A 26,522-nucleotide genomic window follows, 5' to 3' on the forward strand; every position below is an offset into this window, starting at 1 on the left:
TTTTCCTTTCGTTGTCTCTTCACACAAAGATAAGTCCACCGGCGGTCAGGCAAGGTATCTATCCGGCAGGACGATTTACACCGGTGGACTTATATTTGTAAAAAATGGCGGCCGACAGGTGGACTGCACCGTGTTATGCACGGCCGCTAATGATGCTGCATCGTTATTGTTATGGGGTCGTCTCTCTTCACAATATTCGTGCCCGGTTGTTTAACCACCTCGGGCGACGGTGGTATCTTGGTGTTCTCACACAACCAAGAGGGTAAAGCATGAAAACCGGTCAACTTGCTACTCTGTTTGAACAGATACAACGCATTGTTTATCCATTCTATAACGCCATATATAATGATAATTATTCCCGTAGCGGCGATAAAGATAGCGCCAAGTTGCATTCCTACATGCTATTGGTTCTTGAAATTTACATTGCTGACTACAAAGAAAAATTAAATTTAAGCAAGACACCATTTATTAAATTGACGGGTGATTCAGTATTAAGGCATGCGATACTAACTGAATACCGGTATCCAATTGAACAGGCTAATTCTCTTTCGCTTCAGTAAATGGTTTTTCTTCTTCTGAAACACCTATCCCCTGATAGCTTCTGTGAAGGAGTTCGTGACTATTTAAATGTAATAAAATTGAATTCAGATTATTCGAAAATTGATTGGAATCTGAAAGTAAACTGGAATCTGGGTGATGGCGCAGATTATTTATCAGGGCCTGACACTGAATGACGCCGTGCATTTCTTTTATGAGATAACCAAGTAATTTCCTTGATTCAATTATTGCACGTCTGGTTACTTTTAATTTATTGATCTCATTCTCCATCCAGCAGATCAGTGCATCTAAATCAAGATTTCCTGAGTAGATAAAAGGCTCATCACCATAGGGTGGAACTTGCTGCCCTGTTTTTTCATTCTCAGTTGTCATAGCGTCTATCCCCCACACTAATTAATACTCTTCACACAGTTATTCAGATATGCAGCCGTTACTGCGGTTGTACTGTTAAAGCACAGAAGTCTTCCCATCTGGCGATGTCTTCATCGAGGCGGGCCATAGTGCGCTCGTGGTCACGGATCTCTCTTTGGCGTTCAGCACGGAGTGATTGCAGTTTTTGAAGCGCCCGGGCTTTTTCAGTAATCCACGCTGCAACTTCGTCTGCTGACATATTGTTGGTGGTGATGATTGGTTCGCTTTGCATTAATTACTCTCCTACATTTCGATAGCACAAATGTAGGATATCCGACATTTGCGTGTCAAGATTTTTTGTAGGAAAACTTACATTGAGGTGAAAAAATAAACCCCAGGCTGGGGTTTATAGATTTTTTCGGGTTATGGCAGGCGGGCAATCTTTGCATCAACAACAACACCGATGATCCGGCAATTTCCATTTATTTCTATCATTCGGTATTGCGGGTTTAGTGGCTTAAGATAGTGATTACCGGCATCAACAATGTACTGCTTAAATGTAGCCTCATTGTCAGAGTCGATTTTTGCCACGACGAGTTTCCCTGATACCGGTTCAACCCTCGGATCGACCAGAATCACCATTCCTTCGGGGATACTCAGGCCTGATGGAGAAGTCATAGAGTCTCCCTTTACTTCAAGCCAGAAAGATTCTTCAGAGCAATACACGGTCGTCTCGTACCATTTATCAATTACTTTCCGGTGATACGGTTCCAGAGCCTCACACCAATTACCTGCACTAACCCATGAAATTAAAGGGTATTCACCACGAGGGTTGTTGAATTTTGAAAAGCTGACATTTGTTTGTTCATCTGTCACACCATCAGTGAGCCATTTGGCATTAGTTTCTAATGCTTCTGCAAGTTGTTGCAGGTTCACTCCGTTTGGTTGGTAGTCACCTTTTTCCCACCCAGTAACAGTCACGCGATTTACACCGGTCTTATCTGCCAGTGCTTGCTGAGTCATTCCAAGTTCGCGGCGTTTTAGCCGTATTCTTTCATTTATTTCCATGTAGGCAATCCTACCAAAATGAAATGTAGGAATCTTGACATTGTTATGTAGGATATCTTACATTTTGTGTGTAACTGACTTATCAGGAACTTCATATGAAAAAAGCGGATGTCATTAACTACTTTGGCGGTATCTGCAAAACAGCGGATGCCCTTGGAATAAAGCACCCCTCTGTATCCGGATGGGATGATGTGATTCCGAAAGGCAGGGCGTATGAAATAGAGAAGATTACAAAAGGAAAGCTCAAGTACAACCCTGCACTTTATCAGCATAGCAGCACGGAAAAGCACGGTTAACTACAACCCAATCTGAAAGTGAGTAGGCAATGAAAAACCAATCCCTGAAAGAAGTTGTAAGAGAGATGTGCAGTCTGGTCCCCGGCAGACGTGATGCAATGGCCGGTTCCCTTGGCTTGTCCCTGACGTCATTCAATAACCGGTTTTATGAGAAAAACGGCTGCCGGTTCTTTGATCATCATGACCTCATGGTGATGCAGGAAGTCTCCGGAACTGTGCTGTATGCCGAATACGTCGCGGCGGAGTCCGGAATGCTGCTGGTGGACAGTCCGAAAAAAAGTGAAATTGGCCGTACTGACTTATACGAAAAGAGCGTCAGGGCATCCGTTATGCGCGGGGCTGTGGACCTGTGTATCAGTAAGGCTATTGAGGACGGAGAAATAACCACAGGAGAAGCGGATGCAATACGGACTGCACACTACAGAGACATGCAGGCCAGAACAGATGAGGTTGAATCCACGATTATTTTATTTACCCGGACTCAGAAAGGGTGAAGCCGGGAGTATACGGCTCCCGGCTTCGATCGCGCCATATCAATTGTGTGAAGAGATAAACGCATGAGCAGATTAACTCATTCAATACCGGAAAGGCAATTCAAATGCATTGTTACCGGCAGTGAACCACTTCGTTATGTGGAAAGCATACCGGGTGGCGGCACAGCCGACAACTACCGGAAAAAACCGGAAGTGGTAGACCGGCAAAAGGTGGAGGCCAGCTGGTCACAGTTTTATTACCGCAGCGGAGGTCAGGATGCCTGAAGAAACAGCTGACAATCTGAACCGGTATTACACCGATAAGCGGGGACGGAAAGTTCACGTTATCCGGTACGACCGGGAGAACAGCCGGGTGATTTTCATGCGTGACGGTTATGAGCACCCGTGCTTTGAACCGCTGAAAATCTTTCAGGAACGGTATACACGCTGTCCGGATGAGGTGAAACCATGAGCATGATTTTAACTGCACGGGCTTTGCAGATAAAAACAGGCAACCCGCTGCGAAAACTGGTACTGGTCAAACTGGCGGACAATGCCAACGACCAGGGGGAATCATGGCCGTCTGTGCCGTACATTGCTGAGCAGTGTGAAATATCGGAACGCTCAGTGCAGAACCACATCAATGCCCTGGTGAAAATGGGGCTGGTTCGTGTTGAGTCACGAAAATCGGCCAACGGTCTGAACCAGTCAAATATTTATCATCTGTGCCTGAATGCTACCGCTGTGAGTGGTGAATCTCCTGCACCCTGTGGTGCAAATCCTGCGGGGGTGAGTGGTGCAAATGGTTCCCGGACTGGTGCAGCAGATGCACCGGGTGGTGCAAATGGTTCCGGTAGTGGTGCAGGAGCTGCACCCGGAATCAGTCATGATCCAGTCATAGATCCAGATAATAAAAATATTAATCCTGTTCGCGGGAAAGCCAAAAGCAAAACCGTAATGCCGGAAAACTTTGCACCGACACCAGAACACATTGAGCAGGCCAAAGCCGCCGGTCTGGACATTCAGGACGAGTTTCAGAAGTTCAGCGATTACCACGCCAGCAAGGGTACGCAGTATGTCTGCTGGAACTCCGGTTTCAGATACTGGCTGAATACGGCCGCCGGATTTAAACGCTCTGCGGACTCAAAGAACATCGACACCACCGAGTGCGATGAAGTCTTCAGAAAAATGTTCTCATCCTCCGACTGGAAGCCAGAAAACCGCGTACAGGAGCTGGTCGCAAAACACAAATCCTACATTGGGCGGATGAATGAAATTGCCGGACGAGCAGCATTTCGCGGGTACTGGAAACAGGCCACAGAGCAGGCCGCAAAAGAACGGGAGGCTGCGTGATGATGCTTTACACCCGAATTGCGGCAGAGGAACCGGCCGGAACTGAAATCACCTCCGGGTACATCATGGAGAAATACGGCGTATCACGCAGTATCAGCCAGTCAGCTGTCAGGGTTTTAGCGAAGATTGAAGCGGTCACGCCGACCCGGTGGCGGGGGAATGACCGGATGGCTTTCCGGGTATTGCCGGATGCACAGGAGAAAGTCCGTGAATATGAGGAACTGGTGGCAGCCTGTCGGCGGGGAGTAAAAAAGGTCCGCTGTACGGACCCGGTACCGGAAGAGAACCGGGCCACTCTCACCGAACGGGAATTTGTATCCGTCTATAACCGGTTGTTTACGGCCTTCACGGCAAAGCAGCGGGAACTGAGAAGAAAAAACGGTCTGGCGATGTGAGGCGCAGTATACGGCTGCGCTTAATGAGCGGAGAGATAAACGATGAGCAATCTGATTATTGTTGACGGTATTAATGTGCGCCGGGACATGGCCGGTCGCTATTGCCTGAATGATTTACACCGTGCCGCCGGGGGTGAAGAGCGCCATAAGCCATCTAACTTTATGCGGATGGAATCAACACAGGCATTGTGTTCAGAAATCGACCGATGCTCAGATATGAGCATCGCCTCTGTAAACACCATTCGCGGCGGTACGGAGCAGGGGACATATGTTGCCCGTGAGGTTGTTTATGCCTATGCCATGTGGATAAGCCCGCTGTTCAACCTGAAGGTTATCCGCACGTTCGATGCGGTGGCCGGAACACAGCAGGCGGTACAGCTGGCCGATAAGGTACAGGCAGGCGCTATCCTGCTGGAGTCTATGGCGAAAACGCTGAATCTGTCGAATTCCTCAAAACTGGGCGGGTATCAGAAACTGCAAAAAATGGCTGGTCTTCCGGATCTGGCTCCCTCCTATGCGATTGATGCACCGGCGGGTGCGGTAGATGGCTCCAGCAGACCGACAACCTCTCTGACTACGCTGCTGAAAAATCACAATGCCGCATTGTCTGCGACCAGAGCATACAAACGTCTTGCTGAACTGGGGATTGTCGAACAGAAAGCCCGTCCGGGTTCGAAGGGAACACAAAAACTGTTCTGGTCTGTTACATCAAAGGGGCTTCTGTACGGCAAAAATATCACATCTCCGGCGAACCCGAGGGAAACGCAGCCGCATTTCTTTGAGAGCAAATCAGCGGAACTGCTGGCACTGATGATGACTCCGGCGGTGGCCTGATGAATTACCTGTTAACCGGCTTTGTTCAGAAAGATACCCGGATCCTGATGTTTAATCCCGGTGCTGAGATTTGCAACTTCCGGAACGGTGCCCGTTATGTTGTGAGTGCGGCTCCCCGTTCAATGGATGGCATTCCGTCCGGCCGCGTTCCTGCAGATGCACAGCCGCTGCTGACAGATGAGCGGGTACTGCGTTTCCTGGACAATCCCGCCGTGGTAAAAGCTGCCGGTGGTTTACAGGGATTTCGTCATTACGTTTCATCAGTAAATCATTGCCAGATTGACGACGAAGCAGATCCGTATCATCACCATGAACTGACCATGACCCGCCACAAAGACGGTTTTATCCGGACGTGCTGGCATCATGACAATATTCTCAGGAAGGGAGAGTACTGCCAGCAGCAGGCGGACAAAATTCTGTTACGCAACCAGCGGGCATTTGTGGCGCAGAGCATATTTATCGATTTACGGTTGCCCGGCGATCATCTTCTGAATCCTTCCGATTTGTTCACCTGGTCTGTGATGCATCGTGTCAGTGAGCATCTTCCGGCCTTCATCTGTTCTTACATTCTGATGCAGTCACCGGAAGAAGAGATAACCGGCACCATGACGGAGCATTCCATCGTTCACCGGACGCGCTCACACAGCCGGATTGTTCAGGACATCGTTGAGCAGATAAAACCTGTCATTGTTCCTGATATAGAGCCGGAACCACCAGCAAGTTTTATGCGGATCCCGAAGTTAAAGCGCTGGGAGTGTCCGAAGTACCTGCAATGGGTGAAGAGTCAGCCGTGTTGCGTATGTGGTCAGCAGGCAGATGACCCGCATCACATCATCGGGCACGGCACCGGCGGTACCGGTACAAAGGCACACGACATTTTTACCATCCCGCTGTGCCGTATTCACCATGACGAGTTACACCGGGATGTGAACGCCTGGGAGCGGAAACACGGCAGCCAGCTGGAGTTGTTATTTAAGTTTATGAACCGGTCATACGGGATCGGTGTTTTTGGTTAATGCGCTGTACGGAGTGCGGAGAGATAAACGATGAGCAATATTCAGATGATATTAGAACGCTGGGGGGCATGGGTTGCGGATAACCCGGAATCTGTAACCTGGTCATCAATTGCCGCCGGGTTTAAAGGGCTTATCCCCGTAAAGGTTAAGAGTCGTCAGCAATGTACTGATAATGATGCACTGGTGATATCCGGCATTATGGCAAAACTGAACATCCGCAACAGCGATATGCATGATCTGCTTTTTGATTACTATGTTTTCGGTAAGACGTTTATTCAGTTGGCCAAGAAATACGGGTGCTCAGACACTCACATAGGGAAAAAACTCCAGAAGGCAGAAGGGCTGGTGGAAGGAATGCTCATAATGGGAGATATAAAACTGGAAATGGACGGTACATCACATCGTGGAGGTATGCGGACATTTATGAACAAATTACATGATTTAAAAATTAATACTTTACGATCGTAAAAAAGACGCTATTGTGATCAGAGTTATTTCTGTGTCTTATTGATTATGAACTGAAACCCCCGTTTTTACGGGGTTTTTTTATGTTGATAAACAGATAAGATAATTGGTTAAAATCAGTCGTGATTTACGTGTAGTGATACGTAACATCTGAGGGATAAAATAATATAATTTGCTATATGTGAACATCTGTGGCTTAATGATCTCACTGGTTTGGAAGTACAGGCCTATTTATGCTAGTCAGTTTAAAGTCGTTCACCATTTAGCGTTATCCTCGATACCACTTCATTGCGAATTCCTTCTAATTAATTCCCATAAGTAAAAATAAAAAACAAACCGCATATGCCTTATGGCAATCAAAAAAATTAAAGGAAATTCTATGTCTAATACAATGACTGGTTCAGTAAAATGGTTTAACGATGATAAAGGTTTTGGCTTCATTACTCCTAAAGATGGTAGTAAGGATGTTTTTGTTCATTTCTCTGCAATTCAGAGTGATAACTTCAAATCCTTAATCGAAGGTCAGGAGGTATCATTTACCATGGAAAACGGAATGAAAGGTCCTGCCGCTGGTAATGTGGTGGCGCTTTAAAGACAATATAATCATTGCTTTCTATTTTAAATGCCCATGCTGTAGCGGTTCACAATACCGAACATCACAATTTGATATTTCATTAAGTAACCCGCATGGAGCAAGATGTATTTTTTGCAAAAGTGTGATGAAAGCAGAAACCAACTAAGCATTAAATAGTCAATTATTTTAAACCTCGCAATGTCGGGGTTTTTTGTTATCTGGTACAATAGGCAGTCTGTTTTTTGAGAAAGAGCTATAATACCAGGATCGCCTTACCTCATTGCTATTAATAGTAAATCTTGCAAGTGCGGGTTATTACTTAAAATAAATGTGGTATCCAACTGGAATATTTTCCTAAGGAAATACCTGTGAATAGAAAAACTATTTTCAGTTATGCTCTTATGTTTACTAAAAACCTTTTTATTGTCGTACTGCTGCTTTTAGTTGTTTTTGCAATGGTGAATGGGTTTAAGTGATTTTCTTACGGTGTTGACTGAAGAATTATGAGCCTCACTTCGGTGGGGCTTTTTTATATCTCTAATTTGTAACGATAACTCACAGATTCAACTCTCAGGAATTTACAGATAGTTTACATGTTTGGTTATTCCGAACACCTGATTACCATGCTATTGAGTTTTGGTTCGTAGTACTCAATATATTAAAATTCCGATCACAATGGCATTTAAGGATTACACCCGTTAGTGGGGGTAGTCTGTCAGCACCAGCACTGCGGTGGAAAAGGGCTGACCTGTCGGCGCGTGCCGCTGCAAAGGGGGGTAGTTATTATGGCGAACCGAATGAATTAGAGGGCACTGGTATTTAAGAGCTGTCAGAAATGCTCAGGTCATGGGGAGAAATGAGAGTCGTTGTCGGTGGATTATCAGGCGATAAAACATCTGATACCAAATATAAGTGGACTTGGCGAAGTAATTGGAAGCCGTTTTATGATGATTTGGTTGGCAAGTACCATATTGAGTAAAATTGTTGTTTTGATATGTAACATTATGACATTTAACTGGCTGTTTATTACGGACAGTTTTTTTGACAAACTGCCCGTTTGGTTTCAGAGGGATTACTGATGATTATTTTTTGATTTTTTGTACCATAGAAAAAAATGGATAAGTCCAAATCCACCATGTCCATAGATATATATTTCTATTAGCACGGTTAATGATTTATGGATGTTTCTCGCCTCTAATGCTGATGGTGAATGCTGTAACCATAAAAAAAACCATATTATTCCTGATATGATGACTATCGATAATGCCCCGAGTCCCAATCCCTGAACTACGGCGGCCAACCCCCTTGGAGCGCTGTCTGGTAGCTTTAGCTTCATCAGTTGTTTTATATCATTTTTCAATGGGACAATATCTCCCCAAAGATAGGGATAAAAATACCGCATTCCCCTTTCATGGAGGCATACAATAATTAAGAGTAATGTAATGAAAAATAAGCAAAAACCAATAGTGATATGAGCCCATGTGAAAAAATAAGTCCAATCCAGCGGAGGTATAACAGGGGATTTTGTGCCTTTCATCCAATTACTGATAATGATTTGCGCCAAAACAAAAATCAGGACTGCACAATGCAACAATCGTACTTTACGTGATTGATACAGGCTGAAAAAATACCATATTTCTCTTGTCAGATTCATATATGCCCCAAAATCGAATAATAAACATATGTAATATATCATTCCTGCCAGATAAATGAGGTAATGTTGTGCATAATTCCATGTTGTCCGAAAGTGCCTTATTATATTCCGATAGTGGGATTTCTATACATATTCACACTACGCAAATTCTAAACCGCGCACTCGCGGGTTTTTTTATTACATGAAATAAATATAAGACTTGCTGTTACTTTTAGTCAGAGTTACATGTGTAGTTATGCACAATAACTGACCGAAGTTATAAAATGTCATTTTAAAACAGAGTGATATGACAACAGCGGCGGAGGTGTTACCAGGCGGAATTTTCTCTGTCAGCGATGCGGCTGCCTTGTCAGGGCTTCCCATGCCGCGTTGCCGACTTCTTCTTACTCAGTTCAGCCTTGCCGGTCTTTTGAAAGACTGCGGCAACGGTGAGTGATTCAAACGACTTTAAACTGTGAAATGGGCGGCTGGTGGGGGTTGGTAGCACCTTCCCAGCCATTCACTCGTTATAGCGATCACGGATAAACCAAAGGCCCACTACTTGTTTGCACAAAGCAAAGTGAGCTTAACAAAAAAGATTACCCTGATCTATGAAAAACACTGTTAATTTAAACAGTGTTAATTTGGTTAACGACGACTCACTCAGCTATATCAAAACCCTTCCGGTCCATGGCGGTAGCAAAACAAAGAAAGCCTGCGTTGTTTTTCCCCGTCTACTGAGCGGGTTCTGTTTGCAGAGCACTATCAGGGACAGGTAAAAGGAAGAGGCAGTGAGTACCATCAGCGGCGGAATGAATTAAAGAAAAATGTGTTTAACCCGCTGATTGAGTATTTCCGGCAGGCGCGTGATGCATTGGGTATCACGGCAAAAGAAATTGACCAGGCAACCGGCAAGCAGATGTCGTCACATTGGTTCGGGTATAGTCAGTGACAGTTACCGAATGAAGTGGATTACCGAAAATTACAGGCACTTTTTCAGAGGAAAGCCGCAGAGTGTCAGCGAAATAACCCTTCATGCCGTGAACATGATGATCTGGTCAGTGAGCTGCGCACCCTCCGGCGTGAATATTACGAACTGTCAGATCAGTATCAGTTGTTGCGCCGTTACTTCATGGTATCAGTTGATGTGACTTATACCGATGTGTGGACATTTCCGCCGGTTCAGTATTACCCCGGAAAGCACCCCTGTGAAAAACCGGCCGCAATGATGGAGCACATCATAAAAGCTAGCAGCCGGGAAGGTGATCTGGTCGCTGATTTCTTTATGGGATCAGGGGCGACACTGAAAGCACCCCTGAAGTACAACCGCCGCGTTCTGGGTGTGGAAATGGAAGCGGAGCGGTTTGAGCGGACGAAGCGGGAACTGACAGATATCGCTTATTTGCATTCAAAAGTAACGTGGGCTACACCGTTCACAACTAAATGAGAATCGATTTCTGTCTTTATCACTTTTACAGCCTTGTTTTGTGCGGCGCAATATGATGCTGCATTTTTAATTGCCTGAGCTTCTGCGCCACTTTGTCTACCGGCGGCCGGAGCTGACTCCACGGAGGCCAGGTAATGACCATCGTCTGTTTTTTGAATATCGGACTGATATGTCAGGCCTAATCCATTAAATTTGGTATTGTCATTTTTAACTGCGCAGCCACTTAAAAGGAAACCAAGGACAATAGGTATTACGATTGATTTTTTCATTTGCTGAATCCGTTTCAATTTAAAATGTCTGTGGATTATACAAAACAAACGTAAATGAAATCTAAACATATATATCATTGCACATGGTGTATATAAGGATGCGTTAAGCTTCAACTCTCCGGAATGTCCGGATAGTTCACATGTTCGGTTGTTCCAGCTGAATATTAGTAGCGATGGCCCTGTTAGCGCATAGCAGCCTGGCTGAGCTAAATCAGGCTCTCATTTCAGACAAAAAAAAAGCCGGTTTGGGAATAACCGGCATAAATAATAAACGATATTATTTTCATATAAATTCAGGTTTTTGTTACCTTATCATTATAGCCTGAAAATACGTATTTATCCGTGATAAGTTTGAAAAACGATTAAGCATGTGAACATGTCTTTTCTCGACTTATCTATCAGATATTTATTGTGTGAATTAAAAAAAACGTATTACAAAGGTCGCCATGTGCGGCCTTTTTTATTGTCCGCAACAATAAGAGCATTGGAATACGACAGGCTCATTATCTAATCCGTATTCGGTCTCAGTGCTCTTCTTATTGCTTTCCCGCCGCTGGTGGGATTCCGAATAATGCCGCAGCCACCTCACTTTAACCTGTTTAAAACATATAACCCGGTTGCGGCATTACCCCTATCACTCAACATACGGAACACTCCGCAGGGGGTGGATATGCGCATGTCTGACAAATATTCCAGCCCTACAGCATACGCCTGGGGACTTATAACCTCTGCTTTTGGCGTTTTATCTCTGGACCAGTGGGCTATTGTTGCCGGGATCATCTGTACTGTCGGTACGTTCCTGGTGAACTGGTATTACAAACGGAAGGAATTTCAGTTGAAAGCCGGAGAACATCATGAATAAGCGATTGGTTAAAAAGGTCATGGCTGCTTGTACTGCTGGGGCAATTGCCGGTGCGCTGGTGCTGATCCCCGTATATGAAGGTGTTGAGTATACGCCTTATCGTGATGTGGCCGGAGTGCTCACCGTATGTTATGGCCATACCGGCAGTGATATTCAGCCCGGCAAGCTGTACACGGACGCTGAATGCAAGGCCCTGTTGCACGACGACCTGACGAAAGTCCGGCGCGCGGTTGATCCTATGATCAAAGTGCCGATTGATGACAATACCCGGGCGGCCATCTATTCATTTGTCTACAACGTCGGCCCCGGCGCGTTCTCGCGCTCCACTATGCTGCGCAAACTCAATGCCGGTGATATCGCCGGTGCGTGTGACGAAATGAAACGCTGGACATTTGCCGGTGGCAAGCAGTGGCACGGACTGATTAACCGGCGGGATACGGAGAACGCGGTATGCCACGGAACCCCTTAACGTTGATCATCATTGCTATCATCCTGCTGACTACTGCTCTGCTGTCGGTTTGTTATCTGTATTCACTCCCGAATCACTGTAAGCCTCTGCCGGGTAACCCGCTGGGCGGTGTGATCCATTATAAGTGTGAAGCGTTATGAACCGGAAAGAAGCGGTAATTGCCGCGCTGTTTATTGCTGCCGCCTGGTGGGTATATGACACCTACCGAGATAACCAACAGCTGAAAGTGAGTAACACAGTACTCTCAGGCCAGTTATCAGCACAGCAGGCGATAAACACCATTACGCTTTCAGCCGTTGCCATCAGACACCGCGCAGCACTCGACAACATCAAAGCCAAACGGGCCGAGGACACAGAGCATGTCAAAGTTAAGACTGTTATCAAAACTGTTTTCAAAGACAGTGAATGCGCTGCTGCTCCTGTTCCCGCTGATGCTGTCAGTGAGTTGCGCAGATACGCGACCGGAATTAATACCCGCGCCGGTGGTGCCGCTTCCGCCGCAACTGACCGCTGATTGTGAGCAGGTAGATATACCGGATGATCTGACGTTCGGTGGTGCCGTAGAGCTGCTGGCTGATGCTATGAAATACATTGCCAACTGCAATCACGATAAACGGGCAATACGGGAGATTGAAGCGGAGAGGCAAAAAAAAGCCCCAGAATAAAGGGGCGCATATGGAATATTAGAGAAGTAGTTATTGTTATTTTCGTACTGAGTATACCCTCAGAACTTCCGTAATTTCAATTCGATTAAAAAATCAAAAAAAAGCCCTGTAAAACAGGGCGGTAAGGCAATTGAAGAAGAATATTTACTCTAACTACGATGTTCAATATACAGGCTGCTTCGCGTACTAATCAACAACACTTGATTATAAGGATTTCGAGGCTCGCTGTATTAAGGTTTTCGGCAAATCAGGGATGCATATGCAAATTATTTATCCTGCTGACTAACCACATAATTATACAGCAACACTTCAATAGACCGCCCTGCGGTCTATTTATTGCCTGTATTTTATAAAACTCCGCATACGTCGCTTACGAGTGGCGTTGATAGAGGTTTATGCAAGTCTGCCGCCATCATGTAGTATCGGGGTACATGCCACAACGGTGAGGAATTGTATGATTCTGCATAATGTGCTTAAAACTATATACATAGACAATGGCGACAATGATTTTTTGAAATATGAAATCATGGGGGAGCACGGTGGCGATGTAACAATAGCGATCGTATCAGCAGAAATTAAGTCAGTAGTTGGCGGAATAGAGTGTTATCTGTGGGCTAAAGTCGGAGAGCTAACATTTGAGTACCTTGATCCGCTAAAGAGAGGATCATTCCAGCAGACTGTAGCAATGGAATCTCCGCCGGGGAGAAGTATCAGCACCGTAATGCGGGAATGCAAAAAACACAGAGCTACCTGGCAAAGACCGTAACAAATACATAACCCGCTCCGGCGGGTTTTTTATTGGGGAAATCTATGCCACCACGTATACCACGCGCCTGTCGCAAGCGAGGCTGCGCAAAGACAACCACAGACCGCAGCGGATACTGCGAAGAACACCGCAATACAGGGTGGGAGAACCACCAGCAGGGCAGGAGCCGACACGAACGCGGGTACGGTACAAAGTGGGACCGTCTGCGTACTGGGGTGCTGAACAGGGATAAACATCTGTGCCAGCAATGTCTGCGTGAAGGCCGGGCAACTGAAGCAAAGACAGTCGACCACATCACTCCGAAAGCACATGGGGGTACCGATGCGGAAAGCAACCTGCAAAGTCTGTGCTGGCCATGTCACTACCGGAAGACGGCAACTGAACGCAATCGCGGCTGAACCGCTGCAATGCACAGGGGAGGGGGAGGTCAAATCTCTGCCGCTCCACCGCCAGAGGACCGCCGCCTTGCCTTTTTTCACATCGCCGCAGGTTAGAAAACTTTTTTTGGGGTTCCCCCAGCATGTATTAACAGGAGATATCTATTATGTCAGGACCACCAAGAACCCCGACACATCTGCGTTTGGTCAGGGGTAACCCATCAAAACGCCCGATCAATAAAAAAGAACCAAAACCACCGTCAGGGGTACCCCCAACTCCGAAGCATTTTTCTAAACAGGAAAAATACTGGTTCAGGCGGATGGCCGAAGAACTTAATGATATCGGCGTAATTACCAGACTTGACGGGATGGCACTGGAATTAATGATCGGCGCATACATCGAGTGGCGCCATCACCGTGATGTGATCGCTGAAGTCGGGGAGTCTTATCAGACCACGACCAGTACGGGTGACATTATTATCCGGGCGCATCCGCAGGTGGCTATGCGGGACCGGGCATTTAACAATATCTGCAAAATGATGTCAGAGTTTGGTATCACTCCGGCATCCCGGGCCAAGGTATCCGGTAACACACCAGCCGAAGAAGACCCTTTCGAGGCATTTCTGAAACAAAGAAAATGATGAATGGCAACCGTAGCAGACGGGATCCGGTACGCCGAGCAGGTGGTTGCCGGAGAAATAGTTACGGGCGAACTGATATGCCTGGCGTGTCAGCGGTTTCTTGATGATCTGGAATACGGCCCTGAGCGCGGTATTTATTTCATGGAGGAACGCGCCCGGCATATTCTGGATTTTTACCGGTTCGTCCCGCATGTCAAAGGGGCGCTGGCAGGTAAGCCGATTGAGCTGATGCCGTGGCATACCTTTATTCTGATTAATATTTTTGGTTTTGTGATCCCGCTGGTTGATGAACTCACCGGGGCGGTTCAGTACGATGATGACGGTGAGCCGGTGCTGGTTCGTCGCTTCCGGACGGCCTATAACGAAGTTGCGCGTAAAAACGCTAAATCCACCCTCTCATCCGGTATCGGCCTGTACATGACCGGCGCTGACGGTGAGGGTGGCGCCGAGGTTTACTCGGCTGCGACCACCCGTGACCAGGCCCGTATTGTGTTTGAAGATGCAAAAAATATGGTCAAAAAGGCCAAAAGCTCACTCGGCCGCCTGTTTGAATTTAACAAGCTGGCGATTTACCAGGAGCGGTCTGCATCCAAGTTTGAGCCGCTGTCCAGTGACGCAAATAACCTCGACGGCCTGAATATTCACTGCGGCATTGTGGACGAACTTCATGCCCACAAAACCCGTGATGTGTGGGATGTGCTGGAAACCGCGACCGGTGCCCGTCTTCAATCCCTGCTGTTTGCGATCACCACAGCGGGATTTAACCGCGAGGGCATCTGCTACGAACTGCGGGATTACGCCATCAAGGTGCTGCGGGGCGTGGTGGAGGATGACACCTTTTTCGCGGCAATTTACACACCGGATGAGGATGATGACCCGTTCGATGAAAGCATCTGGATAAAAGCTAATCCGGGGCTGGGTGTCTGTAAGCGTTTTGACGATATGCGCCGCCTGGCGAAAAAGGCAAAAGAGCAGATTGCGGCCCGGCCTAATTTCCTGACCAAGCACCTCAATATGTGGGTGAATGCCGAATCCGCCTGGATGGATACCGGTAAGTGGGACAGCTGCCCTGAAAATGCGCCGGATGATGAGCTGAAAAATTACCCGGTCTGGGTTGGTGTGGATCTGTCAAACAAAATCGATGTGACCGCAGCCGTTAAAGTGTATGAGGATCCGCGCGGACAACTGCATATGAAGTGCAAATTCTGGCTGCCGGAGGACAGAGTAGTGACTGCACCGAAGCATATCGCTGACCTGTACCGGAAATGGGGAGCTGCTGGTTATCTTGAACTGACGGACGGTGAGGTTGTCGATCACGACATCATCAAAGCCGATATTCTGGCATGGTGCGAAGGTGAGGATTTACGTGAACTCGGTTTTGACCCGTGGAGTGCCGTTCAGTTCTCCCGCCGCCTGGCGGAAGAAGGTATTCCGCTGGTGGAGGTGGCGCAGACGGTGAAAAACCTGTCTGAATCGATGAAAACCGTTCAGGCCGATGTATATTCCGGCAAATTTCACCATGACCACAACCCGGTAATGTCCTGGATGATGTCTAACGTGACGGTAAAACCGGACAGAAATGACAACATTTTCCCGAACAAATCGACACCGGAAAACAAAATTGACGGGCCGTTTGCCCTGTTTACTGCCAAATCACGCCAGATGGTGAACGGCGGGGACAGCAGCGACTTCCTTTCCTCTCTGGATCCTGACGAAGAAATTCTATTCCTATGAAAAACATACTTCTTGATCTCACCGCCCTGACAGGTTTCGGCGCGGTGCTGGCAGGCTGTTACCTGAAATACGGTCTGTCGGATTCTCTGGTGATTGGCGGGTCAGCAATGGTTATCTATTCACTGGCTGTGGCCATGAGGGGGAAACGTGCTTCTTGATGCATTATTCCGCGATACACCGACCAGTATTGAGAATCCGGCGGTACCCATCAGTGCAGATTCTGTTGATGCAGATGGTCTGTTCAAAGCAGATGTGTATGTCAGCCCGGAAACCTCGATGAAACTGGCTGCTGTATATGCTTGTATTTATGTTCTTTCTTCCTCAATAGCACAGATGCCGCTGCATGTGATGCGCAGAACCGGCGATAAGGTTGAGACTGCCCGCGATCATCCTGTGTTTCACCTTGTTCACGATGAGCCGAACGAATGGCAGACCAGTTATAAATGGCGGGAAACCAAAGAGCGCCATATTCTCGGCTGGGGAAACGGCTACACGCAGGTGATCCGTAACAGTCGCGGTGAGGTGACCAGTCTGGAAGCCTGTATGCCGTGGGAAACCGCACTGCTTAACACAGGTGGCCGGTATACCTACGGTGTTTATAACGAACAGGGGAATTTTGCTGTCAGTCCGGATGACATGATCCACATCCGGGCGCTGGGTAATAACCAGCGGATGGGGCTCAGTCCGATAGTGCAGCATGCGGAAACCATCGGCATGGGGATGTCCGGTCAGAAATACACCAGTTCTTTCTTCGGCGGTAATGCCCGTCCGGCCGGTATCGTCTCAGTGAAAGGGGAGTTACAGAAAGACGGGTGGCTCAGACTGAAAGATATGTGGCAGAAAGCGTCTGCAGCGCTGCGCAGTCAGGAAAACAAAACCATGCTGTTGCCTGCTGACCTGGATTACAAAGCCCTGACCGTTTCCCCGGTGGATGCTCAGTTGATCGATATGCTGAAGCTGAACCGCTCCATGATTGCCGGGATTTTTAACGTACCGGCACACATGATCAATGATCTGGAAAAGGCGACATTCTCCAACATTTCTGAACAATCCATTCAGTTTGTCCGGCATACGATCATGCCGTGGGTGGTGAACTGGGAACAGGAGCTTAACAGGCGGTTGTTCACCCGGCAGGAGCGCTGCGCCGGATTTTATGTCCGGTTTAATCTGGCCGGATTACTGCGCGGAACCCCGAGAGAGCGGGCTGAATTCTATCATTATGCCATTACTGACGGCTGGATGAGCCGGAATGAGGCACGGGCATTTGAGGATATGAACCCGGTTGACGGACTGGATGAGATGCTGGTCAGCGTTAATGCCGCACAACCGGACGGCAGTAAATCAGAAGGTGGTGAAAAAGATGAGCAGTAATGAAAGAGAAACCCGCAGCTACAGCGGTGAGATCCGGGCCGCTCCGGGGGAAGAGGATAAACCGGCCCACATTATCGGTCTGGCTTCGGTGTTTAACTCCCTGTCCGAGCCGATGTGGGGATTCCGCGAAATTATTAAACCCGGCGCATTTGACGATGTGTTGAATGATGATGTGCGGGCGCTGTTCAATCATGACCGCAATTATATCCTCGGCCGGTCTGCTTCTGGAACGTTATCGCTGAGTATCAGCGAACAGGGACTGGCCTACGATATTACGGTGCCGGATACACAAACTATCCGGGACCTTGTGGTTGCTCCGATGTTACGTGGGGATGTCAGTCAGAGTTCGTTCGCGTTCAGCGTGGCGGTGAACGGCGATGACTGGTATCAGGATGATGACGGCATGGTTGTCCGTGAAATTCACCGGATCTCCCGTCTCTATGATGTCAGTCCGGTGACTTATCCGGCCTATCTGGCCGCAAATTCAACCGTGCGGTCAATGGAGGCGTGGAAAGAAGCACGCGACAGCGGCGGTATAGCCAAAGCTGTCAATGAAAAACTGGCGCGTGAGCGTCTTCTCACTTTAATGAATGTATAAGGCAATTCTATGAAACTTCATGAATTAAAACAGAAACGTAATACCATCGCCACCGAAATGCGTGCAATCCATGAAAAGGTCGGTGACGGTGTTATGACCGAAGAACAGCGTGCGGAGTGGAATAAGGCCAAAACAGAGTTTGATCGTCTGAATGAACAAATTGCCCGTGAAGAGGAACTGCGTGCGGCAGATCAGGCTTTTGTGGATGATCAGGAGCCGGAACAGCGCGGAAAACAGAACGGTAATCCGGAAAGTGAAGCCGCAGAGCGCCGCGCAGCGGCATTTGACCGCTTTCTCCGCCATGGTTTCGGTGAGCTGACAGCAGAAGAACGTCAGGCCGTGAGGGAATTACGGGCTCAGGGAACATCCCCGGATGAGAAAGGGGGCTATACCGTCCCGGTTAAGATGCTGAACAAAGTTGTTGAGCAGATGAAAGCCTACGGCGGGATTGTCTCGGTTTCTCATGTTCTGCCGACGGCGGACGGCCAGGATATTACCTGGTCAACATCGGACGGCACAGCGGAGGAAGGTGAACTGCTGGGGGAAAACACCGCTGCCAGTGAACAGGATGTGGAATTCGGCACCGCCATTCTCGGTGCCAAAAAATTGTCTTCCAAAATTATCCGTGTATCAAATGAGTTGCTGCAGGACAGCGGGATCAATATTGAATCCTACCTTGCCGCCCGTATCGCGCAGCGTATCGGCCGTGGTGAGGCTAAATACCTGGTGAAAGGTACCGGTGCCGGTACGCCGGTGCAGCCGAAAGGCCTGGATGTTTCCGTGACAGGCACGGTAAACGCGAAAACAGCCGCATTCAGCTGGAAAGACATCAACGCGCTGAAACACGCCATTGATCCGGCGTACCGCAACAGCCCTAAGTTCCGGCTGGCCTTTAATGACAGCACCCTGAAAGTGCTCACGGAAATGGAGGATGGTAACAAGCGTCCGCTGTGGCTGCCGGAAATCACCGGTGTTGCTCCCGCGACAATTCTGGGTATGCCGTATGTGATTGATCAGGCGGTTGACAGTATGGAAGCCGGTAAAAAATTTATCTTCTGTGGTGATTTTGACCGTTTTATTGTCCGCCGTGTCACTTATATGACGCTGAAACGTCTGGTCGAGCGTTATGCTGAATTTGACCAGACCGCGTTTCTGGCGTTTCACCGCTTTGACTGTTGTCTGGAAGATACCTCAGCGATTAAGGCGCTGGTGGCAAAAGCTGCCTGATAGTCATACCGTTGCAATCCTGTGTGCCGCTTAACTGCGGTTTTTTTGTGCCTGCGGTCTGAAGCGGCCGCAGGCATGGGGGAAATATGCCGTTACCGACACTCGAAAAACTGAGAATGCAGTGCCGTATTGATGAGGATAATGACCTTGAGGATGAGTTGCTTCTGACTTACCTGGGGGCGGCCGTGAAGCGGGCTGAAAATTATATTAACCGTCATCTTTATGACACAGAGGTTCCTGCATCAGATCCGGACGGATTACCGGTTACGGATGATATAGAACTGGCCCTGCTGGTCTGCGTTGGTTACCTGTATGAATCACGGGAAAATGCGGCAATACCGGCGGGCTTCTTTCTGCTGCTTGAACCGTACAGGTTCATCAATTTATAGGGAGCGCACTGTGCAGGCCGGAAGATTAAGGCATCGCGTCACATTTCAGCGTGCTGAACGGGTTATCTTACCGTCCGGCCAGCGTGAAAACCAATGGCTGCCCGTTGCCGTAACCTGGGCGGAAGTCAGACCCGTCAATGGCCGGGAACTGCTGACCGCCGGAGCGGAAATGTCAGAAATAACGGTCCGCGTATGGATGCGGTACCGGCCGGATATTCATCCTGCATGCCGGATGGTATATCGCGGTCAGGTCTACGATATTCAGGCTGTGATCCCGGATGTGAAATTTACCCGGCTGGAACTGCTGTGTAAACAGGGGGTGAAAGATGGCTGATATGGGGCTGGATTTGTCCGGTTTTGCTGAACTATCCCGTGATCTGGAATCACTCAGCCGGGCTGAAAATACCCGTGTGCTGCGGGAGGCTGCGAAAGCCGCAGCGGATATGCTGCGGGATGAGGTCCGGCAGAGTGCACCCCGCAGAACCGGCAGGTTAGTGCGTAATATCGTTACCGGCGGTCAGCGGAGCCGTTATAAAGGTGAGGTTGTCTCGGGGGTGTACATCCGGGGAACCAACGCCGCAGGAACCAACAGTGATAACACACTGAAAACGGACGATCCGCGTAATGCGTTTTACTGGCGCTTTCTGGAAAACGGTACATCAAAAATGGCACCACAACCCTTTATACGCCCGGCATTTGACGGTAAGGCGGATGAGGCCGCGGATCTGGCGCTGAGCAAACTCAGTCAGGCTATCGATAAGGTGCTGAGCGGATGAAAGAATCTGATTTGTTTTCTTTGCTTGCCCCGGTGCTGCCGGGCAGGGTTTTCCCGTATGTGGCTCCGCAGGATGAACCCAAAATTCAGCCGCCGTGGTGTGTTTTTTCACTTTATGATACCGGCGGCGATGTGCTGTGCGGCCGTGCTGAGACAATGACCAATATCCAGATTGATGTGTATGCAAAAACCATCGATGAAGCCCGCCGGATCCGTGAACTGTCTGTTGCTGCTGTTTCTCCGCTTTCACCGGCGGAGTTCACAGAAAAGCAGGGCTATGAAGCGGATACCTCGCTTTACCGGGCCACGCTGGAGTGTCAGGTCTGGCAATAACGTAATCTTGAACAACAAGCTGCTGCGGCAGCTTTTTTTATGCTTACAGGAAAATAATCATGCCGAGCAAATATGAAAAAACGCAGGGCACGAAAATCAGTATTTCAAAGCTGCCTGCAACAGAAGTGAACCCCGCATCCGCAGAATTTCTGCCGCTGGCCTGTGCGGCCAAAGAGATCAGTTATACCGGTGGTCAGAAGTCGGATATTGATGTCACAACCCTGTGCTCAACGGAGCAGGAAATGACCAACGGGCTGGCCTCTCCGGGGGAAATCACGATCTCCGGTAACTGGTCACCGGATGAAGGCCAGGAAGTTCTGCGTACTGCCTATGACAAAGATACTATTCATGCGTTCAAAGTGGAATTTCCGTCAGGTAATGGTTATGCCTTCCTGGCAGAAGTCCGTCAGAACAGCTGGAGTGCGGCAACCAGCGGGCTGGTCACCGCGTCTTTCACGCTGCGCATGAAAGGTAAGCCTGTTCCGCTGAAAAATGGGGCGGTAACTGAGCCGGGAAAGAGGGAATAAGCCGTGGCGAATCCGAAACTGTCATTAAAAGAACTGGCACTCAGTCCAAAAAACGCCTTCCGTTCAAAGATGGTGAAGGTACCTGAATGGAGCGGAGTCACCGTTATTCTGCGGGAACCGTCTTCGGCAGCCTGGCTCAGATGGCGTGAGCTGATGAATACCGGCGCAGACGGTGATGAAAAATTGTCAGAGGCAGAACAGGCGCAGCGCAATCTGCGTGCAGATGTGGTGATGTTTTCTGATGTGCTGCTGGATGAAGATAAAGAGCGGGTGTTCAGTGATGACGACACTGAAGAAGTGATGGCTGTTTACGGGCCGGTTCATGCCCGTTTACTGAAACAGGCGCTTGACCTGATGACCACGCCGGATGAAGCGGAAAAAAAGTAGCACAGCCCGGGATGTTTTTTCTGATGACACTGGCGCTCCGGATGGGGCGTACAGTGGATGAACTGACCAGAACGATGAGCGCCGGTGAGCTGACCATGTGGATGGCTTTTGACCGCCTCAGTCCGATCGGGGACATCCGCAGTGACATACAGACGGCCCATATTGTCTCATCGCTGTACGGCGCACAGGGCGGCAAACTCAGCCTGAATGATGCGATGCTGCAATGGGGAAAAACGGGTAACGGTGAGGCAGATGACGGGCTGGAGGGTTTTCTGAAATCGGTATCTGAAACCTGATTGTACTGACATAGCAGAGGACGTAATGGCAAAGCTTCGTGAGCTTATTATTAAAATATCGGCAAATTCCTCCTCGTTTCAGTCTGAAATAGCGCGCGCTTCACGGATGGGGGAGAACTATTACCGGACGCTGGAGCAGGGCGGACGCAAAGCAGCATCGGCATCACGCGAAACGAAACGGGCAATCAGTGAACTGAATAATGAACTGTCATCAATAAAATCCACGGTAACCGGTGTAATGGGGGGCATGGCCGGTGCTTTTGCCACGCAGCAGCTTATCAGTTATGCCGATACCTGGAGTCAGTTAAGCGGCCGTCTGAAACTGGCCTCTGTGTCTGCGGAGGATTTCAGCCGTGCTCAGCAGGAACTGATGTCACTGAGCCAGCGTACCGGCACGTCACTGGCGGCAAATACCAACCTGTATGCCCGTATTGCACAGTCGATGCGTGATGCGGGTTATGCCTCGGGGGATGTGGCAAAAGTCACTGAAACCATCGCAACTTCACTGAAGCTGTCCGGTGCAAGCACCGAAGAAGCCAGCTCTGTTATTACTCAACTCAGTCAGGCACTGGCTTCCGGTGTTCTGCGCGGTGAAGAATTTAACGCGGTGATGGAGAACGGCGGACGGCTGGCAAAACTGCTGGCTGACGGGATGGGGACCACCATCGGCGGGCTGCGCGATATGGCGCAGAGCGGGCAGCTGACCACGGATAAAATCGTCCCGATCCTGACAAATACGGAGCAACTCAGAAAAGAATTTGAGCAGTTACCGCAGACCGTCAGTATGGCTTCGCAAAAGGTGGAAAACGCCTTTATGGCGTGGGTGGGCGGGGCTAATGAGGCATCTGGTGCAACCAGCACACTGACCGGGGCACTGAATGGTATTGCAGGAAATATAGATACCATCGCCACTGTTGCAGGGGCACTGGTCGGGGTTGGCCTGGCACGGTATTTCGGTGGACTGACCGCCAGCGTGGTTAAAGCATCCTCCGGGGTGGTCAGTGCCGCAAAAGGCGAGGTCGCTCTTGCGCAGGCCCAGCTGCGCGGGACACAAATTGCGGTTGCCAGAGCGCGTGCGGCAGAGTACCGGGCACAAAAATCACTGGCAGCTGCACGCGGAACCGATGCGCAGGCAGGCGCAGAAAAGCGGCTTGCCGCTGTACAGGCATCCGTTACACGCAATATTAACGCCCGCAATATCGCACAAAACAACCTGAATAACGTCACATCTGTCGGTTCACGTCTTCTTGGTGGTGCGCTGGGGCTGGTCGGTGGTATTCCGGGGCTGGTGATGCTGGGTGCCGGTGCCTGGTACACCATGTACCAGAAGCAGGAACAGGCAAGACAGTCCGCACTTGAATACGCCGCCACCATTGACCAGGTTCGTGCCAATCTTAATAAAATGACGCTGCCGGAAACCGCTGATAACTCTGGTAAAACCAAAGAATCGCTGGCGGTGCAAAATAAACTGGTTGATGAGCAGCGTCAGAAAGTCGAGAGATTAAAATCAGCGATAGCAGGATATCAGCAGATGCTGGCCTCACCCGGCCCCAGCATCAACGGCTATCTGATTAATCATCTGATCAGTCAGGAGGATGCGGTTAAATCCCTGGCGGCTGCGCAGGGTGAACTTTCTGTTGAACAGAGCAGGCTCAATGAGCTGAGCAAAAAATCGGAAGAGATTCAGTCAGCACTGAAGGCGGTCGAAAGTCAGCGTGATTTTCTTATTCGTCAGCAGTCTGCTGCCCAGAATAATATGCGTCATTCATTACTGATGGTGAATGCGGAGCATAGCGAATTTAACCGGATAATGTCTGCCGGAAATCAGATCCTGACTAACCGCCTGGCTCTGGTTAACAGCCCGATGCGTATCCCGGCAGCGCCTCTCAGCGAAAAACAGCAGGATTTCATTCAAAAATCAGAGCGGGACAAAGAACTGTCCGCACTGACCGGGGAAGCCCGTGTTATCCGGCAGGCTGAGTTTGCCGCAGATGATATCGGTCTGCTGAATAAACCTGAATTTGCCGATAACCGGCAGAAGTATATTGATAATCAGGTGGCAGCCTACCGGAATCAGGAAAAGCTGAGTAAGGAACTGAAAGCGGGTAAAAGTGCTCAGAGTGCTTTCAATAAAGAGCAGAAAGAAGCGGAACGTCAGGCGGAGCAGTATGCCCGTAAAATGGCGGATCTGAGTGTGGCCACGGAGGTTCAGAAAGTCAGAGCCTCGCAGGGAGAGAAGGCCGCGGAGCTGTATGCGGCTGCGCATGAGGCCGGTACCAAATGGACGGATGAGCAGCGAAAAGCGATCCGCGCATCCTCTGTTGCCCTGGCGGAGTGGACACAAAAGGCCGATGAGGCGGTCAGAAAGCAGCGTGAAATGGATGATGCGCTGAAAGCGATGCGTGACGGAGCCCGGAAATTCAGTGACGAAGCGGAGCAAATTGATAAAACCCGGGGAATGGGCGGAAACCGGCGCAGTCTTTACGATGAGCGTCAGCAGATTGATCGTGTTTATGCCAAATCTGATCAGGGAAAAAGTGCGACCGAAGCTTATAACCGGGAGATTGATGCGCTCAACCTGAAATATCAGAAAATAAAGGAGGTTCAGTCTGACTGGACCAGCGGGGTTACCCGGGGGATGGAAGACTGGGTTGCTGAGGCCGGAGATTATGCGGAGCAAACCGCATCAGCAGTGCAGAGCGCCATGGGCGGTATGGTGAATAACATCACTGACATGCTGAACGGAAATAAAGCCAGCTGGCGCGACTGGTCAATAGATGTCCTTAAATCCATCCAGAAAATACTGGTCAACGCTGCCATCGTGAACAGCCTGAAATCCATGTCAGATGCCGGTGGCTGGATTGGTGCTGTCGGTAACTTCCTGGGAGGTGCCGCGGCAAATGCCAAAGGCGGAGTTTATAACTCCCCGGGCCTGAGTGCGTACAGTAATCAGATAGTCAGCACACCGACTTATTTTGCGTTTGCCAAAGGTGCCGGGCTGATGGGTGAGGCTGGACCGGAAGCGATTATGCCGTTAACACGGGCGGCGGATGGCTCTCTCGGTGTCCGGGCGATCGGCAGAAATCAGAATACCGGTTCTGCAGCACCACAGGTGTTTATTACCATTGACAGTAACGGCAGCAGCCAGACGCAGTCGTCAGCTGGTTATGAACAGTTTGGCCGGGAGATTGGGCAGTATGTAGACCAGCGTTACCGGGCGCTGATTAATACAGACCTGCGGCCCGGCGGTGCCATCTGGTCGGTTGCGAAAGGGGGCCGTCAATGATTGAAATTTTCACCTGGTGTCCCCGTGTTAATCCCACGGAGGACATCACCTATAAAACCCGCAGGGTGAAGTTCGGTGATGGTTATGAGCAGGTGTCCGGTGACGGTATTAACGCCCGCAGCCAGAAGTGGTCACTGGAATTTACCGGTCGCGGGGAGTATATCGCGGCTATCCGTCAGTTTATCGACCGTCACGGCGGCATAAAGGCTTTTCAGTGGAAACCCCCGCTTGAGCCGGTCGGTCTGTACCGGTGCGACGAGCATAAGCTCACCCCGCTCGGCGGTGACAACTATTCACTTTCTCTCACTTTTACCCAGGCATTTAAACCATGATCACAAATGACTACCAGAAGCTGGAACCGGGTAATGCCGTCCGGCTTTTTGAGGTTGACGGTACCGCATTCGGTGCGCCGGATATTTTGCGGTTCCATGCATACAACATCCCACATACAGAGGCAGAAATTACAGCCGCCGGTGGTGATCCGGAAAAATTACCGGCGAAATCCATCTGGTGGCAGGGAGAGGAGTATCGGGCCTGGCCTGCGCAGATTGAAGGGATAGAGGCATCCACCACCGGATCCGGCGCACAGCCGAAGTTATCGGTGGCAAACCTCGACGGTTCAATCACCGCGCTGTGTCTGGCATACGATGACATGCTGAAAGCGAAAGTCACGATACACGACACCCTGGCACACTATCTGGATGCGGCGAATTTTCCGGATGGCAACCCGGCGGCAGATCCTACCCAGGAAAAAGTCTCGGTCTTTTATATCGACAGCAAATCCTCAGAAACTAACGAAGTTATCGGGTTTGAATTAGCCAGCCCGATGGATTTGCAGGGGGTGCTGATCCCGACGCGGCAACTGCATGCAATGTGTACCTGGTGCATACGCGGCAAATACAAATCCGGTGACGGCTGTGATTATGCCGGGCAGAACGGGTATTTTGACAAATACGGCAACCGCGTGGATGACCCGGCACAGGATCAGTGCAGCGGCATGCTGAATACCGGTTGCTTTCCCCGTTTCGGGAAAAATAATCCGATCCCGTTCGGCGGCTTTCCGGGAACCTCATTACTGAGGAAATAA

The 26,522-nt window shown here is 49.3% G+C and carries 38 protein-coding genes and 2 pseudogenes; 35 read left to right on the forward strand and 5 right to left on the reverse strand.

From position 1 onward, the window contains the following. Window positions 1–269 precede the first annotated feature (269 nt). A complete protein-coding gene (locus tag R5268_RS14590) occupies window positions 270–560 on the forward strand; it encodes a hypothetical protein (RefSeq protein ID WP_317419679.1) in 291 nt (96 codons plus the stop codon). On the opposite strand, the gene R5268_RS14595 is transcribed toward R5268_RS14590, so the two are convergent. The 3 genes from R5268_RS14595 to R5268_RS14605 all read right to left on the reverse strand — a co-directional run bounded on the left by R5268_RS14595 (window position 538) and on the right by R5268_RS14605 (window position 1,977). After that, a complete protein-coding gene (locus tag R5268_RS14595) occupies window positions 538–930 on the reverse strand; it encodes a hypothetical protein (protein WP_317419678.1) in 393 nt (130 codons plus the stop codon). The genes R5268_RS14590 and R5268_RS14595 overlap by 23 nt on opposite strands. A 58-nt stretch (window positions 931–988) precedes the next feature. Continuing rightward, window positions 989–1,201 (reverse strand): hypothetical protein, encoded by a 213-nt coding sequence (locus tag R5268_RS14600; RefSeq protein ID WP_025154479.1) that lies wholly within the window; start codon window positions 1,199–1,201, stop codon window positions 989–991. A gap of 131 nt (window positions 1,202–1,332) precedes the next feature. Next, a complete protein-coding gene (locus R5268_RS14605) occupies window positions 1,333–1,977 on the reverse strand; it encodes a LexA family protein (RefSeq protein WP_025154478.1) in 645 nt (214 codons plus the stop codon). A 95-nt stretch (window positions 1,978–2,072) separates the two neighbouring features. Between R5268_RS14605 and R5268_RS14610 the strand changes: the two genes are divergently transcribed. The 11 genes and pseudogenes from R5268_RS14610 to R5268_RS14660 all read left to right on the forward strand — a co-directional run. Next, on the forward strand, window positions 2,073–2,273 hold the full coding sequence (locus R5268_RS14610; protein ID WP_025154477.1) for a Cro/CI family transcriptional regulator: 201 nt from the start codon (window positions 2,073–2,075) through the stop codon (window positions 2,271–2,273). 29 nt (window positions 2,274–2,302) lie between these two features. Further along, a complete protein-coding gene (locus tag R5268_RS14615) occupies window positions 2,303–2,767 on the forward strand; it encodes a YmfL family putative regulatory protein (RefSeq protein WP_317419677.1) in 465 nt (154 codons plus the stop codon). A gap of 63 nt (window positions 2,768–2,830) precedes the next feature. Continuing rightward, the gene (locus tag R5268_RS14620; RefSeq protein ID WP_148042439.1) at window positions 2,831–3,031 is read left to right on the forward strand and encodes a hypothetical protein; all 201 of its coding nucleotides are present in this window, start codon (window positions 2,831–2,833) and stop codon (window positions 3,029–3,031) included. Further along, entirely contained in the window at window positions 3,024–3,218 is a 195-nt protein-coding gene (locus R5268_RS14625; protein WP_046025054.1) for a DUF4222 domain-containing protein, read from the forward strand. Before R5268_RS14620 ends, R5268_RS14625 begins: the two co-directional genes overlap by 8 nt. After that, entirely contained in the window at window positions 3,215–4,099 is an 885-nt protein-coding gene (locus R5268_RS14630) for a helix-turn-helix domain-containing protein (RefSeq protein WP_214188554.1), read from the forward strand. The genes R5268_RS14625 and R5268_RS14630 overlap by 4 nt, the downstream gene beginning before the upstream one ends. After that, window positions 4,099–4,494 carry a hypothetical protein gene (locus R5268_RS14635; protein ID WP_218426310.1) on the forward strand — a complete coding sequence of 132 codons (396 nt, stop codon included), beginning with the start codon at window positions 4,099–4,101 and terminating at the stop codon, window positions 4,492–4,494. The genes R5268_RS14630 and R5268_RS14635 overlap by 1 nt, the downstream gene beginning before the upstream one ends. 42 nt (window positions 4,495–4,536) lie before the next feature. After that, complete coding sequence (locus R5268_RS14640) at window positions 4,537–5,328, forward strand: KilA-N domain-containing protein (RefSeq protein WP_109882464.1); 792 nt, start codon at window positions 4,537–4,539, stop codon at window positions 5,326–5,328. Beyond that, complete coding sequence (locus tag R5268_RS14645; protein WP_218426309.1) at window positions 5,328–6,344, forward strand: DUF968 domain-containing protein; 1,017 nt, start codon at window positions 5,328–5,330, stop codon at window positions 6,342–6,344. The genes R5268_RS14640 and R5268_RS14645 overlap by 1 nt, the downstream gene beginning before the upstream one ends. Before the next feature lie 30 nt (window positions 6,345–6,374). Next, window positions 6,375–6,812 carry an antiterminator Q family protein gene (locus R5268_RS14650; RefSeq protein ID WP_087769948.1) on the forward strand — a complete coding sequence of 146 codons (438 nt, stop codon included), beginning with the start codon at window positions 6,375–6,377 and terminating at the stop codon, window positions 6,810–6,812. A 376-nt stretch (window positions 6,813–7,188) separates the two neighbouring features. Further along, window positions 7,189–7,401, forward strand: coding sequence for an RNA chaperone/antiterminator CspA (gene cspA / locus R5268_RS14655; protein WP_046025049.1), 213 nt, complete (start codon window positions 7,189–7,191; stop codon window positions 7,399–7,401). Continuing rightward, a pseudogene (locus R5268_RS14660) lies at window positions 7,385–7,531 on the forward strand (cold-shock protein); the annotation flags it as partial. The gene cspA and the pseudogene R5268_RS14660, both read left to right, overlap by 17 nt. Before the next feature lie 924 nt (window positions 7,532–8,455). On the opposite strand, the gene R5268_RS14665 reads toward R5268_RS14660, so the two are convergent. Further along, window positions 8,456–9,037, reverse strand: coding sequence for a cytochrome b/b6 domain-containing protein (locus R5268_RS14665; protein ID WP_046894999.1), 582 nt, complete (start codon window positions 9,035–9,037; stop codon window positions 8,456–8,458). A gap of 646 nt (window positions 9,038–9,683) precedes the next feature. Between R5268_RS14665 and R5268_RS19485 the strand changes: the two are divergent. Next, window positions 9,684–10,463: pseudogene (locus R5268_RS19485) on the forward strand (site-specific DNA-methyltransferase); the annotation flags it as partial. Here the strand turns inward: R5268_RS19485 and R5268_RS14680 are convergent. Continuing rightward, entirely contained in the window at window positions 10,415–10,732 is a 318-nt protein-coding gene (locus R5268_RS14680; RefSeq protein ID WP_107678686.1) for a hypothetical protein, read from the reverse strand. The pseudogene R5268_RS19485 and the gene R5268_RS14680 sit on opposite strands and share 49 nt — an antisense overlap. Before the next feature lie 670 nt (window positions 10,733–11,402). Here R5268_RS14680 and R5268_RS14685 point away from each other — a divergent pair. From R5268_RS14685 to R5268_RS14790, 22 genes are all read left to right on the forward strand, one after another. Next, window positions 11,403–11,594: a phage holin family protein gene (locus R5268_RS14685; protein WP_004240322.1), complete on the forward strand. Its 192-nt coding sequence runs from the start codon at window positions 11,403–11,405 to the stop codon at window positions 11,592–11,594. Next, the gene (locus R5268_RS14690; protein ID WP_111759703.1) at window positions 11,587–12,063 is read left to right on the forward strand and encodes a lysozyme; all 477 of its coding nucleotides are present in this window, start codon (window positions 11,587–11,589) and stop codon (window positions 12,061–12,063) included. The genes R5268_RS14685 and R5268_RS14690 overlap by 8 nt, the downstream gene beginning before the upstream one ends. Beyond that, window positions 12,045–12,203, forward strand: a complete 159-nt coding sequence (locus tag R5268_RS14695; protein ID WP_181257571.1) for a hypothetical protein — start codon at window positions 12,045–12,047, stop codon at window positions 12,201–12,203. Before R5268_RS14690 ends, R5268_RS14695 begins: the two co-directional genes overlap by 19 nt. Then, complete coding sequence (locus tag R5268_RS14700) at window positions 12,200–12,577, forward strand: hypothetical protein (protein WP_107678684.1); 378 nt, start codon at window positions 12,200–12,202, stop codon at window positions 12,575–12,577. Before R5268_RS14695 ends, R5268_RS14700 begins: the two co-directional genes overlap by 4 nt. Window positions 12,578–13,182: 605 nt before the next feature. Beyond that, window positions 13,183–13,494 (forward strand): hypothetical protein, encoded by a 312-nt coding sequence (locus R5268_RS14705; RefSeq protein ID WP_107678682.1) that lies wholly within the window; start codon window positions 13,183–13,185, stop codon window positions 13,492–13,494. Between the two features lie 44 nt (window positions 13,495–13,538). Then, on the forward strand, window positions 13,539–13,892 hold the full coding sequence (locus R5268_RS14710; RefSeq protein ID WP_107678681.1) for an HNH endonuclease: 354 nt from the start codon (window positions 13,539–13,541) through the stop codon (window positions 13,890–13,892). A 146-nt stretch (window positions 13,893–14,038) separates the two neighbouring features. Further along, complete coding sequence (locus tag R5268_RS14715; protein ID WP_046025040.1) at window positions 14,039–14,512, forward strand: phage terminase small subunit P27 family; 474 nt, start codon at window positions 14,039–14,041, stop codon at window positions 14,510–14,512. 3 nt (window positions 14,513–14,515) lie between these two features. Continuing rightward, complete coding sequence (locus R5268_RS14720) at window positions 14,516–16,246, forward strand: terminase large subunit (RefSeq protein ID WP_317419676.1); 1,731 nt, start codon at window positions 14,516–14,518, stop codon at window positions 16,244–16,246. Next, window positions 16,243–16,404, forward strand: coding sequence for a hypothetical protein (locus R5268_RS14725; protein ID WP_218426307.1), 162 nt, complete (start codon window positions 16,243–16,245; stop codon window positions 16,402–16,404). Before R5268_RS14720 ends, R5268_RS14725 begins: the two co-directional genes overlap by 4 nt. Then, window positions 16,394–17,617 (forward strand): phage portal protein, encoded by a 1,224-nt coding sequence (locus R5268_RS14730; protein ID WP_218426306.1) that lies wholly within the window; start codon window positions 16,394–16,396, stop codon window positions 17,615–17,617. Before R5268_RS14725 ends, R5268_RS14730 begins: the two co-directional genes overlap by 11 nt. Continuing rightward, a complete protein-coding gene (locus tag R5268_RS14735; RefSeq protein WP_004239758.1) occupies window positions 17,607–18,215 on the forward strand; it encodes an HK97 family phage prohead protease in 609 nt (202 codons plus the stop codon). Before R5268_RS14730 ends, R5268_RS14735 begins: the two co-directional genes overlap by 11 nt. Window positions 18,216–18,224: 9 nt before the next feature. Next, a complete protein-coding gene (locus R5268_RS14740) occupies window positions 18,225–19,442 on the forward strand; it encodes a phage major capsid protein (protein WP_186749078.1) in 1,218 nt (405 codons plus the stop codon). An 86-nt stretch (window positions 19,443–19,528) separates the two neighbouring features. Next, window positions 19,529–19,831 carry a head-tail connector protein gene (locus R5268_RS14745; protein WP_004239763.1) on the forward strand — a complete coding sequence of 101 codons (303 nt, stop codon included), beginning with the start codon at window positions 19,529–19,531 and terminating at the stop codon, window positions 19,829–19,831. Window positions 19,832–19,841: 10 nt separating this feature from the next. After that, entirely contained in the window at window positions 19,842–20,165 is a 324-nt protein-coding gene (locus tag R5268_RS14750) for a phage head closure protein (RefSeq protein WP_186749077.1), read from the forward strand. Then, window positions 20,158–20,607, forward strand: a complete 450-nt coding sequence (locus tag R5268_RS14755) for an HK97-gp10 family putative phage morphogenesis protein (protein WP_218426305.1) — start codon at window positions 20,158–20,160, stop codon at window positions 20,605–20,607. The genes R5268_RS14750 and R5268_RS14755 overlap by 8 nt, the downstream gene beginning before the upstream one ends. Further along, a complete protein-coding gene (locus R5268_RS14760; protein ID WP_025154456.1) occupies window positions 20,604–20,939 on the forward strand; it encodes a hypothetical protein in 336 nt (111 codons plus the stop codon). Before R5268_RS14755 ends, R5268_RS14760 begins: the two co-directional genes overlap by 4 nt. 59 nt (window positions 20,940–20,998) lie before the next feature. After that, on the forward strand, window positions 20,999–21,466 hold the full coding sequence (locus R5268_RS14765) for a phage tail tube protein (protein WP_098935582.1): 468 nt from the start codon (window positions 20,999–21,001) through the stop codon (window positions 21,464–21,466). Between the two features lie 3 nt (window positions 21,467–21,469). Continuing rightward, window positions 21,470–21,853, forward strand: a complete 384-nt coding sequence (locus R5268_RS14770) for a phage tail assembly chaperone (protein ID WP_036412064.1) — start codon at window positions 21,470–21,472, stop codon at window positions 21,851–21,853. Between the two features lie 11 nt (window positions 21,854–21,864). After that, entirely contained in the window at window positions 21,865–22,149 is a 285-nt protein-coding gene (locus tag R5268_RS14775) for a DUF4035 domain-containing protein (protein ID WP_046025031.1), read from the forward strand. 25 nt (window positions 22,150–22,174) lie between these two features. After that, entirely contained in the window at window positions 22,175–25,435 is a 3,261-nt protein-coding gene (locus tag R5268_RS14780; protein ID WP_218426304.1) for a phage tail tape measure protein, read from the forward strand. Continuing rightward, on the forward strand, window positions 25,432–25,767 hold the full coding sequence (locus R5268_RS14785) for a phage tail protein (RefSeq protein WP_182090130.1): 336 nt from the start codon (window positions 25,432–25,434) through the stop codon (window positions 25,765–25,767). The genes R5268_RS14780 and R5268_RS14785 overlap by 4 nt, the downstream gene beginning before the upstream one ends. After that, window positions 25,764–26,522 (forward strand): phage minor tail protein L, encoded by a 759-nt coding sequence (locus R5268_RS14790; protein ID WP_218426303.1) that lies wholly within the window; start codon window positions 25,764–25,766, stop codon window positions 26,520–26,522. Before R5268_RS14785 ends, R5268_RS14790 begins: the two co-directional genes overlap by 4 nt.

The organism is Morganella sp. BCCO 40_0007, assembly GCF_032989665.1.
Classification (GTDB): Bacteria; Pseudomonadota; Gammaproteobacteria; order Enterobacterales; family Enterobacteriaceae; genus Morganella; species Morganella sibonii.